The following is a 13,396-nucleotide window of genomic DNA, read 5'->3' as shown; positions in this document are numbered from 1 at the left end:
TCTCTTGTGTGTTCCTTGTTGTTCGGTTCTGAAACGGAGCTTCAATTCAGTGCTGAGGAAGCACGGTTCATTGCCATGCATCCGACCATTCAAATCGGTATCGACCCCAAATTCGTGCCCTTCGAATTCATCTCCAACGAAGGCAAACACGGCGGTATCACCGCCGATGTACTTGCCATCATCGCAGAGCGCACCGGCCTGAGTTTCTCCTACGATCCGTCGTTGAGTTGGACCGAAACGGTGCAGAAAAGCCGCGAAAGGTCAATCGATTTGCTTGCTGCTGTAGGCTATACCCAGGCAAGGGCGCAATATATGACCTACCTGAAGCCCTATTTGCATTTTCAACGGGCTATCATCGTGCAAAAGAGCAATACTTCGATTACCACCTTCAAGGACTTGGAACATCGTCAGGTAGCTGTCCAGCGGGATAGTTCCCATGAAGGATTTCTTCTCTCCTATCCCGAGATCACCATGCGTCTGTACGATACCGTTGAGGAGGCTCTGCTTGCCGTCAACCGGGGCGAAGAGGTGGCTTTCGTTGGCAATGAGGCTACCAGCATCTATCTGAGCCGAACCCTTGGCTTGACTGAGCTGCAGTTCATTCCAATTTCGGAGGGAGGGTTGCAGGACCTGCATATGGCGGTACGCAGCGATTGGCCGCAGCTGGCAACTATTATGCAAAAAGCCCTCGATTCCATAAGCGAGGAGGAGATGGCAGGCATCCTCGACCGTTGGCTCCGCTATGAAAGTCGTCCTGACATGGGCCCGATCATCCGTTGGATCGGCATTATTGTATCCATCCTGGTCATCATCATCGGCAGTTCGTTGTTTTGGATATCCCGTCTCAGGGATGCAGTGAAGCAGAAGGATGCAGCTCAGAGGCTGGCACAGCAGGCCGACTTGGAGAAAAGCAGATTCCTGGCCCGGGTATCACATGAGATCCGAACTCCGCTCAACGGGATTCGCGGCATGAGCTATCTGCTTGAGAAAACCTCCCTCGATACCACCCAGCTAAGGTATGTAAAGACCATCAGCGCTGCGACGCAGACGATGCAGAGCATCATCAACGACATTCTTGAGTTCTCGCGTCTTGATGAGGATCGCATTGTACTGGAACACATCCCCTTCACCTTGGATGACGTACTTGAGAACTGCATCTCCATCGAATCCTACCTGATTCATCAGAAGGGTTTGAAATTCAGGCTCTCCCAGACAGACGATGTCCCGCAACGCCTGATGGGAGACCCCACCCGCCTCTCCCAGATCCTGATCAACCTGCTCAACAATGCGGTCAAGTTCACAGAAGAGGGGCAGATTGAGCTCTCCGTTTCCGTCCAGACATTGACCGAACAATCATGCACCCTGAGTTTTGCAGTTACGGATACTGGTATCGGTATAAGTCCAGAGCAGCTTGAAAACCTCTTCAAGCCCTTCGTCCAAGCCAATGCTTCCATTCACCGCAAGTACGGCGGCTCGGGCTTGGGTCTTTCCATCGTGAAGGCTTTGGTGGAGAAAATGGGCGGGAAGCTTTCGGTGACCAGTGAATTCGGCATCGGAAGCACATTCACTGCCACGGTTCCCTTTACCTTGGACATTCTTGGGTCGGCCGAAGAAAGCGAGCGAAGAAGAAGCGTTGATTTCTCTGCAATCAAGGCTCTGGTTGTCTGCGCCGACCGATACCTCGATGATCGCATCGGGACCCTTTTCAAGGAGTACAACATTCAGTCGGAGTCAGTCTCCTCACCTTCTCTTGCAACAAAAGTACTGGAGAGCGGCAATTACTTTGATCTGGTTGTCATTGAGCTTGCAGACAGTCTGGCTTGCCCCGACTCTCTGGCAAAGGCTTTGGAACAACAGGAGAACAAGCGATCAAGACTCCTTGCACTTGTGCATGATGATTCCCAAATCAAGAGTTCAGCCTTCATCGACGTTGTTCTTCCCCTGCCCTTGATCAACTCGGTGTTGTTCAATGCATTGCTGCATTTGTTTGGAAGAGCGGAAGAAGAGAGAAAGAGAAGCGAGTCAGGCGTGCAAGCCTCTGTGGATATCCCGCTGCAGATCCTGGTGGTTGAGGATAATTCCACCAACCAAATCATCGCCCAGGAAATTTTGCAGCGTCAGGGTTGGACGGTTCATCTTGCCGCCAATGGAAAGCTTGGGTATGAGTTGTTCCTTGCCTTGGAAGAGATTCTCGATATCGTGCTGATGGACCTGCATATGGACGTGATGGACGGATATGAATCCTCCACCTTGATCAGGTCGAAGAACGAAAACATCCCGATCATCGTCACCAGTGCCGACCTGATGGAGACGGTCCGCAGGCGCTGCAAGGAGATCGGGGTGACTGATCTGATCGGCAAGCCATACGATCCCGACCAGCTTATCAGCAAGGTGGCTGAACTAGCCCTTCCCTACCATCAGAGGAGGAAGAGCATCGATTTCGAACGGGGAGTTTTCAGTGTGGGTGGGGATAAAAATCTCTACCTGAGAGTACTGGGCGCCTTTATTTTAGAGTTGGAGCAACTGCTTCCAAGTTTGAGAAAGGCCCTTGACCAGCAGGATTTTCACGCTGGAGCAGAACTCGCCCACAAGGCAAAGGGAAGCTGTGGTACCATCGGGGCATTGCAGGCGCAAAAACTCTGTGCCAATCTACAACACAGCCTGGAGAACAGAAACCTGCCACCTCAAGAGGCGCTGGATATGGTGTTCATCGTGCTTGCTCAGGTGCTTCGGGAAGCGAAGGAGTATGTGAGCAACGCTTAGGTATTCAGCACCTCATCCACAATGGAGGCAATTCGTTCCACATTGGTCTGGTAAATGAAGTGCGTCCCTTCAAGCACTTCATACGTAGCATGTGGGCCAATTCTCTTGAGATGCTCCATTTGGTATTCCTGAGGTGTAATGGATAACTGTTTATTGGGTGTCTCATACGTCTGTCTTGAGATGACCTTGAAGTAGGGAACTTCGGGTGGATAGGCAAGAGCTTTGGTCTGAGCAACAAACTCATCTCCCCGCGCCATCTGCTCGAGCAGCGTATCGTTGACCGAAAAGCCGGCAAACAGCAATATGTGATCAGTTTCTTCTTCGGTGTAGCCCAATTCCAAGGTTTTTTTTCGGTTGGTCACCAATGGGCCGAGCAGGGCGGTGACGCCCAAGGTTTGCTGAATTTTTGCTATGGGGAGCAATGCAGATCTCACTTTCGGCACTTAAATATTCCACTTTCCTGAATTAACCCAATATGTCCTTGTCCACCCCATGCACCCTAAATATACTGAGGGGTTTTTCATGCCCTGAAAAGCCCTGCGTCTTTTGCTTGCAGGCATACATAAAATTGATTTAAGACTTTATATTTTCTTCCATAATTTGTTGTAATATATAGGCATGACTTTTGACAAAAGGACTTTATATGATTGCATTGCAATCAGTTAAGTCATTCCCGGTCGGCCCCATGAAACAGATCATCCAACCCTTACGAAGCACCCAGCTCTCCTTCAAGCACTACCCCATCCTTGCAGCTTTCTTCAAGGAATATGGGCTCTTTGAGCTCTTTGACAGGTTGCTGCCCAAGCGGCGACACCATGAGGTCTCCCACGGCCAGGGCGGAATGCTTCAACGAGTATGCGATGGGCGAGACGCTGGACGCCATTGCAGGATTCGAGGAGGACAGGCTTTTCACCAAGGTCATGGAGCAACTCAGGCACCGCGTGGACATCGATACGGCACACCTGCAGACGGATACCACAAACTTTTCCGTGGCCGGGGAATACGACGACGGGGGCGTCGAGATGCTGATACTGTCATCCCTTCCCCCTGAGGAAAGCAAAGTCCTGCATCATCTCGGCTCCCCATACGAAAAGGCTTTCGAAGGGAGCGTGTAGCAAGCAACAAAGAAGTCCCTTACCAAGACCATATCCAGCATCCAGAAAAGGCCGCCCACGCAGGAGCGGCCATGAACCGCGTCCATGGCCATAAGGACAAAAGGCAAATAATGTTGGAGGGCAAGAAAATCCGGTGCAAACATCCTGCTTAAGAAACCCGGAAGAGATCACCCGGCAAAAATCCACCACTCGGGAAAGGAAAAAGCTTGGTTTCAACGATTTTCGGGCTTGGGTTTTCGTCATTCAGAATGTATGTGGCCATTACTGCCGAAAGTGAGCTCGAAGAAAGTTTGGACCTTGTTCCCATTACCAAGCTTTTCGCCTTTGGTGGTGACGAATCCAAAGCCGATTTGGTGTACGGACATCTGGTATTGGCAAAGCACCATGTTGCCATAGCGTTCTCCAATCTGGTGGATAGAGGCTCCCTTGGTTTGGATGAAGCGAAAACCATCTGCCTACAGATATTGCATACCAACCCTAAGCGGGTCTACAGGCTCTAGGTCAACCACCCCTCTTGTTTCAAAAGCTCATCAAGATGGTCCAAAAGCCGGGTTATCACTTCAAGTTGGCTGGCATGCCCGATGCTTTGGGTAAGTTCTTTGATATCCTCATCGAAGAGAGGGGGAATGAACGTGCAGGTTGCATGCACCCAAGCCTCCTGTCGCTTCTCACCGGGGTGCGTCTGCTTGTTCAAGGCAAAGAGAATATCAAAGTAGCTCTCAAGCAATGCAGAGGTGCGGTGGATCAGGCTGATGGAGTCTTTTCTCTGTACGGCATGCTCGATCTGCTCGAAAAAGGATGCGGTAAGCTTGCTTCTGAGCAAGGGGTAATTATTGGTGATAATCGCTTTCTGCAAGGCTTGAGGATACTCAGACTCCAGCAGTTGCTTCAGCTGCGTGAACCTTCCACGCTTGTCAAACAACACCTGCGATGTCTTGATATTGTGCACGAAGGCTGTCGAATACCCCACCCGGGCCTGATGGCCCACCCAGACGCGTTTTATTTCCTCTTCCACCCAATCGAGATTGCGATACATCAGATCGACAAACGTCCCATCCTTGAGCTGCATCTCATCGCCCGGACCGAAGTAGTCATTCTGCAGTTCGGCCTTTGCAGCAAATTGCTCAGCCAATGCTTGACGGAAAGCCAAAGGCAGCGGCTGCTGGCTGTAGATATACAGGTCATAATCGGACAGCGTGTCGGGTCCGAGACCGGTTTGGGAACCTGCAAGCGTAAGAGCCTCAACATCCGGGTGGGCAGCCAAGGTTGCGATAAAGGATTCAATCATGGGCTTATAGTGACATACCATTGAAAAAGAGAAAAGCTATCTCTTCAGCTGCCAGACAGGGAAAAGAGTTTGGCCAACAGCTCGTTGCGTCCATTGACACGGCATTTTGCATAGATGCTGCGATTATGATTGGCCACAGTTTTAATCGAGACAGAAAGAGCACAACCAATCTCCTTGTCACTTTTTCCCTCAGCTACCAAGCGCAACACCTCGACTTCCCTACCACTGTCAGCAGCAAACGATTGCAATGAGGCATGGTTCGTACTCATCGTGGGATGCTCAACCTGCTCCAACAGTCGGGCAAAACCTAATCTGAATTGTTCAATGCGGGCTCAGACCAACTCCTGGGGATGCCGGCATGCCATACATTACTCCTTTTTTGGCTTCTTCATGATACCAGAGGAAAAGCCATCCCACTCTCACGCAGGCGGGGGAGTCGTCACGGAGGGATAAAAATGATAAACTTATACACGCAACCAATACCAAGACTGTGGGGTTTCTTTCGAATCTCCTCCAAGTTTTTTCTTGTATTTGTTGCAGATTGTTGTATTATTGACCTACATAGAAGAAAGGTCGCCCTTCTTGCCGCCGATGCATGGCGGGTTGTTCAATTCCAGGAAGAGTGCACGAACGTTGGTTCCTTATTGGAAGGAGGACTTCATGGACATAATCGGAACTTCCCTGAAACGAGTCGATGCATTCGACAAAGTAACAGGTAAAGCGAAATACACTGACGATTTGGTCTCCGCCCATGCCCTGATCGCGAAGGTGCTGCACAGTACCATTGCAAACGGCTGGGTCAAGGAGTTCGACCTCAGCGAAGCATGGAAGGTCAAAGGCGTCGTGGACATTGTCACCTGCTTTGATGTCCCTGACATCCAGTTCCCCACCGCCGGACACCCTTGGTCGACCGATCCCAAGCATCAGGATATTGCCGACCGAAAGCTGCTCAATGCCAGGGTTCGCTGTTATGCCGACGACATCGCCGCCGTTATTGCAGAGGATGAAATTGCCGCCGAGGAGGCAGTGAGAAAAATCAAGGTCACCTATGAGGAGTACACTCCCATCCTTACCGTCGAAGATGCGATGAAGGAAGGAGCCACGGTCATTCATGAGGAACGACCGAACAACATCGTGGTGAAGTCAACATACGAGATCGGCAAATTCGAAGAGGCAATCCAGGAAGAGGGCTTGATCAAGGTGGTCGGAGACTATGAGACGCCGGTGGTCAGCCACTGCCACATCGAAAGTGCAAACTCCTTCGCCTATATGGAGAACGATAAAATCGTAGTGGTCAGCTCCACCCAGATTCCCCATATCGTACGCCGCGTCTGCGCGCAAGCCCTTGGTGTAGGATTTGGGAAGATCAGGATCATCAAACCGTACATCGGTGGTGGCTTTGGCAACAAGCAGGATGCACTGACTGAACCGCTGAATGCATTTCTTACTACGAGAGTAGGTGGACGGCCGGTCAAGCTTGCCTACACCCGTGAAGAGACCTTTGCTTCAACCCGCACCCGGCACGCCATGCAGTTCCATATCGAGAGCTACATCCGTAAGGACGGCAGCTTTGCGGCCCGTACAATCAAGGCTTACTCCAACCAAGGCGGCTACGCCTCCCACGCCCACGCCCTTGTTGCGAATGCGGTCAACGGCTTTCGCATGATGTATCCTGTGGGAGCGATCAAGAGCGAGGCCTATACAGTCTACACCAACCTGCCGACTGCAGGAGCGATGCGCGCCTACGGCATTCCCCAGATCGGTTTTGCCTTGGAAGCCCACATCGATGACATTGCCAGGCAGACCGGGCTCGACCCGATCATGCTTCGCAAGCAGAATATGATGAAGCTCGGCTATGTCGACCCGATCACCACAATCACCTGCCACTCCACCGGCCTTGAAGAGTGCATCGACCGCGGCGAGAAGTACCTCGACTACTCAAAAAAGCGTCTTGCCTATGCAAACCAGAGCGGCCCGATCAGAAAGGGTGTGGGCATGGCGATTTTCTGCTACAAAACAGGCGTCTACCCCATCAGCTTGGAGACATCGGCCTGTCGCATGGTCCTCAACCAGGACGGTTCACTGCAGATGCAGATCGGCGCTACTGAAATCGGGCAGGGAGCCGACACCGTTTTTGCCATGATGGCGGCCCAGACCATCGGAGTGACCGTGGACAAGGTCCATGTAGTCAGCAAACAGGACACCGATGTAACCCCGTATGACACCGGAGCGTATGCCTCAAGACAAACCTATGTCTCCGGCATGGCGGTGAAGAAGACAGCCGAGTCCTTCAGAAAGAAGATCCTCGAGTTCGCAGGCTTCATGCTGAAAAAAGATCCTTGGGATTTGGATATCAAGGACAACAACATTGTGCATACCAACAAGGATGAGAAGCTACTCAGCGTCGCCGATGTGGCCATCGAGTCCTGCTACAGCCTTACCAATTCCACCCATATCGCCGCCGAGGAGTCCCACCACTGCACCGACAACACCTACTCATTCGGTGTCTGTTTCACCGAGGTCGAAGTGGATATCCCGATGTGCCAGGTAAAGGTTCTGGATATTATCAACGTGCATGATTCAGGGAAAATCATCAACATGCAGACCGCCCGCGGACAGGTTCACGGCGGTATGAGCATGGGCCTTGGGTACGGTCTCTACGAACACTTGAAGTTCGATCCGAAGACCGGCCAGATGCTCAATGACAACCTGCTGGACTACAAGCTGATGACGGCCATCGACACTCCCGAGCTCCATGCGGACTTCGTACAGACCAACGACCCAACCGGCCCGTACGGAAACAAGTCCCTGGGTGAACCTCCGACGATTCCGGTCGCACCGGCCATACGCAACGCGGTGCTCAATGCAACCGGGGTTGCCATCAATGCCATTCCGCTGCACCCGCAGCGGATGTTCGAGGCCTTCACCGAAGCGGCCCTGATCAAATAAGGAAACAGTGTATGTATAACTTCAACAACCTCTACGAACCGACAACAGTGGAAGAAGCCTTGCGCTTGAAAAAGGAGCATCCCCAGGCGTTGTGGCTTGCCGGAGGCAGTGACATCCTGATCAAGATTCGCGAAGGAAAGCTTGCCGGTTGCGATTTGATCAACATCTACTGCCTTGATGAACTGAGAGGAATCTGCCTTGAGGACGATGGCTCGATTCTCATCCGCCCGCTTACCAGCTTCACCGATGTTTCGATGCATCCGGTCATCAAGCAGCATGTTCCCGTCCTCGGGGAGGCAGTCGACCAGATCGGCGGGCCGCAGGTACGAAACATCGGGACCATCGGCGGCAATATCTGCAACGGGGTGACCAGTGCCGATAGTGCAACCACGCTGAAGGCTTACGATGCAGTGCTGGAAATCACCAGTCTTGACGGTATCCGCCTCCTTCCCTATGCCGAGTTCAATCTTGGACCGGGCAAGGTGGACATCAGGGAAGGCGAGATGCTGAGCGGCATCCGCATCGCCAAGGAGAACTATGAGAACACCAGCGGCCATTACATCAAGTATGCAATGCGCAAGGCGATGGACATCGCCACCCTCGGCTGTTCGGTCAATGTGAGACTTTCCCGTGACAAGAAGCACATCGACCGCCTACGCATCGCCTTCGGTGTTGCCGCCCCGACTCCCATCCGCTCCACGACTGCCGAGGCGAATGCACAAGGCCACGAGCTGAACGAGCAACTGCTTGACGTAGTGGCTGCGGGAGCCTTGGCCGATGTGAAGCCGAGAACCAGCTGGCGTGCATCCAAGGAATTCCGCTTGCAACTGGTAAAGGAAATGGCAAGAAGAGCAACGAAGGCGGCAGTCGAGAAAGCAGGAGGAACCATCAATGGCTAATAAAGATATACACTGTATCGTCAACGGAAAAGAGCGGGTTTTCTCAGTGGATGTCCGCTCATCCTTATTAGATATGCTCCGTGGCAAAGCTGGTTTGGACAGCATCAAGCACGGCTGTGACGTAGGTGAATGCGGTGCATGCACCGTCCTGATCGACGGCAAGCCTTTCAACTCCTGCATCTATATGGCAATCTGGGCAGAGGGAAAAACCATCCTGACCCTCGAAGGCCTCAGTGACACCAAGGGTGCCATCAGTGACATCCAGCAGGCGTTCATCGATGAGGGAGCGGTGCAATGCGGTTTCTGCACCCCCGGCTTCATCATGGCTTCCATTCCCATCATTGAGAAGGACAGCCCTTCCACCCGCGAGGAGATTCGCAGACAGATCTCCGGCAACCTCTGCCGATGCACCGGCTATGAACACATAGTCGATGCTATCGAAAAGACACAGAAGAAGCGTATTGAGCAGAAGAAAGGCTGACAATGAACGGGATTGCGTAAGCAGTCCCGTTTTTCTTGTTGCTTTCCATCCTGGATTTATTTGACTTGTGAATTCTTCACCTCATAACCCAACGTGGTGATGGCCTGCTCGATTGCTTCAGAGGTGATGACAGAGTCATCAAAGTCAAGCTTGACTTTGCTAGCGTTGAACAGAACCTTCACACTCTCCTTCTGCACTCCTTGCAGTGCTTTGGTTGCATTCTCAATCTTTTGCATGCAGGACGGACAAGTCAGTGTCTGCAGCTGGATGGTAAGTTTTTTCATAGTATGTTGACTCCTTTCATTGTATGGTATGGCTAGCATACCAAGATTATTTTTTTTCGTAATTGATTCAAATCAACTTCGGTAGTGAAGTAGGCGCATTCCGTTGAGAATCACCACAAGAATGCTTGCCTCATGCACCAACATTCCGATGGACATATTCATCCACTCACTGAAAAACACACTCGCCAAGAGAATCAGCACCACTCCCACTGCGATTGCAATATTCTGGCGCATGTTGCGTGCCGTAGCTTTTGCCAAGCCCAGGGCGTGGGGAAGGCGGCTGAAGTCTGAATTCATCAGCACCACATCCGACGTTTCGATGGCTACATCGGTACCGCTGCCCATGGCAATGCCGATTTGGGCCAAGGCGAGCGAGGGACTGTCGTTCACCCCGTCACCCACAAAAGCAACCATTCGACCTTCCGCCTGCAGCTTCTTGATGAACGCTGCCTTGTCCTGGGGCAACATGTGACCGTGAGCCTGTGTCAAACCCAGCTGTTTTGACACCAAGTCCACCGTCCCCTGGTTGTCTCCGGAGAGGACTACCAAGTGCTTGACCCCCAGTTTCTTCATCTTTTGCAGATGGCTCTTCACACCCTCGCGTATTTGGTCGCGGATTCCCATCAAAACATGAAGCTCACCGTCAACGGATGTCAACACAAGCGAGTTTCCCATCGCTTCAAAACGCTCAATATCTTTGCGGACCTTCTCAGCCAGGGGCACTCCCTGCTGCTCCATCAAGCCTACATTACCGACGGCAACCGTGTGACCGTCCACCTCGGCTACAATGCCCCCGCCCGCCACCACATCGGTCTTCTGTACAGCAAAGGTATCGACAGGACCCAAATGCTGAACGATCGCCTTGGCCAATGGATGGTCTGATTCTCTTTCTACGCTCGACAGATAGCCCAAGGTTTTCCGGATATCGGAGACATAGTAGTTTGTGTCTGCAACAGAGGGATTTCCTTCAGTCAGCGTTCCTGTCTTGTCAAAGACGATGGTGTCGACCCTGCTGAAATCGTGAATGACTTCACTGCCCTTGAGCAGCACGCCATGGCGTGCACCGTTGCCAATGCCTGCGACATTGGAGACGGGAACTCCGATCACCAAGGCACCTGGGCAACCGAGCACCAGAATGGTGATGGCAAGTTCAATATCCTGTGAGAATATCCATACAAGCGTGGAAAGTATCAGGACGGCGGGAGTGTAATACTTTGAGAACCGGTCGATGAAACGCTCGGCCTCCGACTTTGAGTCCTGGGCCTCCTCGACCAACTCGATAATCCTTCCAAAGGTGGTATCCTCTCCCACCCGGTCGGCAACGACTTGCAGAGTCCCATTTTCCAGAATGGTTCCGGCAAATACCTGCGAGCCCTTCCTCTTGCCGACAGGCACGGCCTCACCGGTGATGCTCGCTTCGTTGATATGGCCTTCGCCGGTAAGGACGGTACCATCGACGGGAACCTTCGCACCTGTTTTGACAAGGAGTGTATCACCGACATCGACTTCATCGACGGCTACTTCCTCAAACTCTCCGCTCTCGCTCAGCTTCAAGGCACTCTCGGGCGCCATCTCAGTCAATTCCTTGATCGCCGATCGGGTTTTCTGCAGCGTACGCTGCTCCAGATACGAGCCGAACAAGAACAGGAATGTGACAATTGCTGATTCTTCAAAGTTCCTGATGATAAAGGCACCTGCGACCGCCAGCGTTACCAGCACATCGATGCTGACAACCTTGACCCTCAGTGCTTGATAGGCTTGGATGGCGATCGGAGCAGCTCCAAGCACCGAGGCAAGCATGAGCGACCACATAGCCATCTGTTCTTGGTGAAACGCCAGCTCACTGGTAAAGCCGAGGATGATCAGGATTGCACTTATGATGGTTATATGGTTCTTTCTACCTAGTATGAATTTCTGCATCGCCTGCTCCTTTTGTGTATGCTTCATCGAGTTGTGACAGCATGTGATATACCGCCTCATAGGTCTCACACACATCCTGGGGGATGGTGTAATTGTCGGTGATGGTCCTCAGCAAGGCAAACTCCTGCTGCAATGCAGGATGCTTTGCACCTGCCTGCTCGATCTTTTGGACCATTGCCTCGAAGGTCTGGCGTACATCATGAAATTCAGGGTGATTGGACCCGTGAACACGGTCTACAATGGGAACATATTGTTTCAGAACCTTGAGATATTGCTTCTTTGCAGTGGTAAACGTTGTAGTATTTGACATAGTGTGATCTCCTTTTTTCTCTCTGTTACAGCAGTACAGTAGCATCGAAAGGAGAAAGAATAATTGATTAGAATCAACTTTGGATGATTATGTGAAAAAAGATTTTGTTGTCGGCTTTTGCTCATCTCCTGCCTCAAGCAGGCCGTCTCGGTACGCTTACAGCCATATAAGGGGCTCGCATCGTAGGAAAGGCCGATTTCAGTGTACCGGTGAAAGCACGGTTGCCCGAGCAGATGCAGGGGACCTACNNCTTTTTGTTATATCCTCTTTTCTTGTACCTGTTGGTACTACTCTTCACATACCATTGACATGCGGTCATATACCGGCAGTGTGGCAATCGTTTTCTGATACTCTTCCTCTTTGGCATCAGACTCGAGAGCATTCTGCAGATTGATGAAATAATTCCTGGACATTCCAAAATAATGGGCTAGACGCCATGCAGTATCGAGGGACATGTTTCTTTTCCCATTGAGAATATTCAGCATTGCACCCGCTGTGATGCCGATATCCTTTGCCACTCTGTAAGCTGACAATCCCAGGGGCTGGAGCCACTCAGTCCTCAAGTATTCTCCGATGGTTACAGGAGCCAGTGTGTATTCATCATCCATTGTACTTCGCCTCCTTTTCTTCATCAGTGATAATCGACAAGCTGGACATCCCAAGCTTCCGCTGTTTCTTCTTTCCATGTAAAACAAATCCTCCATTGATTATTTGCCCTGATGCTGTAACGTTGAAGACCGCATCCGAGCAATAATTCCAAGTGATTGCTTGGAGGAATTCGTACGTCATTGATCGTCAGTGCAGAATCCAAGCTTTTCAACTTCAGGTAGATGCGTTTTGCGACATCCTGAGGAAGGCGTTTGTCGAACAATCGGTGGTATGCATGTTCTGTTCTCGAATCACTGAAGGATCTGATCATGGTCGAAGTATAATTCATTATGAAATATATTTCAACAAGAAACTCCACTACTGCAAAGTCCGACCAGTCAGCTGTGTCCCGCTTTTTATTTGGGAACGCTGCATTCCCAATCTTCTGCAACCGGATGCAATGCAGGGCTCTTGCCTCAAATGAACGTCCTCGTTACGCTTGGTGCCAAGAGGGACATCTATGCGCACAGCCATATATGGAGCAGGATCGTTGGGAACGGTTTTGGGAGCGTATCTGACCAAACAGGGTATCGAGTGTGACTTGATCAGCCGCAACAAGGCTCATGTCACCGCCTTGCAGCAAAAAGGGGCTCGCATCGTAGGAAAGGCCGATTTCAGTGTACCGGTGAAAGCACGGTTGCCCGAGCAGATGCAGGGGACCTACGACCTGATCTTCCTCTTGACCAAGCAACTGGAGAACCGCAAAGTCGCCACGTTTCTTCGCAGCTATCTAGCAAAG

15 protein-coding genes and 1 pseudogene are annotated in these 13,396 nt (G+C 51.5%); 8 read left to right on the top strand and 8 right to left on the bottom strand.

Annotated elements, in window-relative coordinates:
- On the top strand, positions 1–2,763 hold a 2,763-nt coding region (locus B3F49_RS02130), incomplete at its 5' end, for an ATP-binding protein (protein WP_293908768.1).
- Here B3F49_RS02130 and B3F49_RS02125 read toward each other — a convergent pair.
- A complete protein-coding gene (locus B3F49_RS02125) occupies positions 2,760–3,206 on the bottom strand; it encodes a hypothetical protein (protein WP_293908767.1) in 447 nt (148 codons plus the stop codon). The genes B3F49_RS02130 and B3F49_RS02125 overlap by 4 nt on opposite strands.
- 200 nt (positions 3,207–3,406) lie before the next feature.
- Here B3F49_RS02125 and B3F49_RS12375 point away from each other — a divergent pair.
- The 3 genes and pseudogenes from B3F49_RS12375 to B3F49_RS02115 form a co-directional block, all read left to right on the top strand.
- Positions 3,407–3,586, top strand: a pseudogene (locus B3F49_RS12375) (hypothetical protein); the annotation flags it as partial.
- A gap of 37 nt (positions 3,587–3,623) precedes the next feature.
- On the top strand, positions 3,624–3,878 hold the full coding sequence (locus B3F49_RS02120; RefSeq protein WP_293908765.1) for a hypothetical protein: 255 nt from the start codon (positions 3,624–3,626) through the stop codon (positions 3,876–3,878).
- A 206-nt stretch (positions 3,879–4,084) separates the two neighbouring features.
- Complete coding sequence (locus tag B3F49_RS02115; protein WP_293908763.1) at positions 4,085–4,378, top strand: hypothetical protein; 294 nt, start codon at positions 4,085–4,087, stop codon at positions 4,376–4,378.
- On the opposite strand, the gene B3F49_RS02110 is transcribed toward B3F49_RS02115, so the two are convergent.
- Together B3F49_RS02110 and B3F49_RS02105 are read right to left on the bottom strand one after the other, a co-directional pair.
- Positions 4,375–5,166 carry a DUF4037 domain-containing protein gene (locus B3F49_RS02110; RefSeq protein ID WP_293892582.1) on the bottom strand — a complete coding sequence of 264 codons (792 nt, stop codon included), beginning with the start codon at positions 5,164–5,166 and terminating at the stop codon, positions 4,375–4,377. The two genes, B3F49_RS02115 and B3F49_RS02110, sit on opposite strands and share 4 nt — an antisense overlap.
- A gap of 44 nt (positions 5,167–5,210) precedes the next feature.
- Complete coding sequence (locus tag B3F49_RS02105) at positions 5,211–5,435, bottom strand: response regulator transcription factor (protein WP_293908762.1); 225 nt, start codon at positions 5,433–5,435, stop codon at positions 5,211–5,213.
- A 391-nt stretch (positions 5,436–5,826) separates the two neighbouring features.
- On the opposite strand from B3F49_RS02105, the gene xdhA reads away from it, so the two are divergent.
- From xdhA to xdhC, 3 genes are read left to right on the top strand one after another with little or no spacing between them, the layout of a single operon-like run.
- Positions 5,827–8,115 (top strand): xanthine dehydrogenase subunit XdhA, encoded by a 2,289-nt coding sequence (gene xdhA, locus B3F49_RS02100; protein WP_293908760.1) that lies wholly within the window; start codon positions 5,827–5,829, stop codon positions 8,113–8,115.
- A gap of 11 nt (positions 8,116–8,126) precedes the next feature.
- Positions 8,127–9,014, top strand: coding sequence for a xanthine dehydrogenase subunit XdhB (xdhB, locus tag B3F49_RS02095; RefSeq protein WP_293892591.1), 888 nt, complete (start codon positions 8,127–8,129; stop codon positions 9,012–9,014).
- Positions 9,007–9,495 (top strand): xanthine dehydrogenase subunit XdhC, encoded by a 489-nt coding sequence (gene xdhC, locus B3F49_RS02090; protein ID WP_293892594.1) that lies wholly within the window; start codon positions 9,007–9,009, stop codon positions 9,493–9,495. Before xdhB ends, xdhC begins: the two co-directional genes overlap by 8 nt.
- Positions 9,496–9,551: 56 nt before the next feature.
- Here the strand turns inward: xdhC and B3F49_RS02085 are convergent, their stop codons facing one another.
- The 5 genes from B3F49_RS02085 to B3F49_RS02065 form a co-directional block, all read right to left on the bottom strand.
- Positions 9,552–9,779, bottom strand: a complete 228-nt coding sequence (locus B3F49_RS02085) for a heavy-metal-associated domain-containing protein (RefSeq protein ID WP_293892597.1) — start codon at positions 9,777–9,779, stop codon at positions 9,552–9,554.
- Between the two features lie 72 nt (positions 9,780–9,851).
- Entirely contained in the window at positions 9,852–11,699 is a 1,848-nt protein-coding gene (locus B3F49_RS02080) for a heavy metal translocating P-type ATPase (protein ID WP_293892600.1), read from the bottom strand.
- Entirely contained in the window at positions 11,677–12,009 is a 333-nt protein-coding gene (locus B3F49_RS02075; protein WP_293892603.1) for a hypothetical protein, read from the bottom strand. Before B3F49_RS02075 ends, B3F49_RS02080 begins: the two co-directional genes overlap by 23 nt.
- A 287-nt stretch (positions 12,010–12,296) precedes the next feature.
- Positions 12,297–12,617 (bottom strand): HigA family addiction module antitoxin, encoded by a 321-nt coding sequence (locus B3F49_RS02070; RefSeq protein WP_293892606.1) that lies wholly within the window; start codon positions 12,615–12,617, stop codon positions 12,297–12,299.
- A gap of 23 nt (positions 12,618–12,640) precedes the next feature.
- Positions 12,641–12,928 carry a type II toxin-antitoxin system RelE/ParE family toxin gene (locus tag B3F49_RS02065; RefSeq protein ID WP_293892609.1) on the bottom strand — a complete coding sequence of 96 codons (288 nt, stop codon included), beginning with the start codon at positions 12,926–12,928 and terminating at the stop codon, positions 12,641–12,643.
- A 189-nt stretch (positions 12,929–13,117) separates the two neighbouring features.
- Between B3F49_RS02065 and B3F49_RS02060 the strand changes: the two genes are divergently transcribed.
- Positions 13,118–13,396, top strand: a 279-nt coding sequence (locus B3F49_RS02060; RefSeq protein ID WP_293908758.1) for a ketopantoate reductase family protein, incomplete at its 3' end; no start/stop codon positions are given.

Origin of the sequence: Sphaerochaeta sp. UBA5836, assembly GCF_002432845.1 — a bacterium.
GTDB lineage: Bacteria > Spirochaetota > Spirochaetia > Sphaerochaetales > Sphaerochaetaceae > Sphaerochaeta.
The sequence above is the reverse complement of the archived record's forward strand: the minus strand, read 5'-3'. Positions and strand labels throughout refer to the sequence as shown.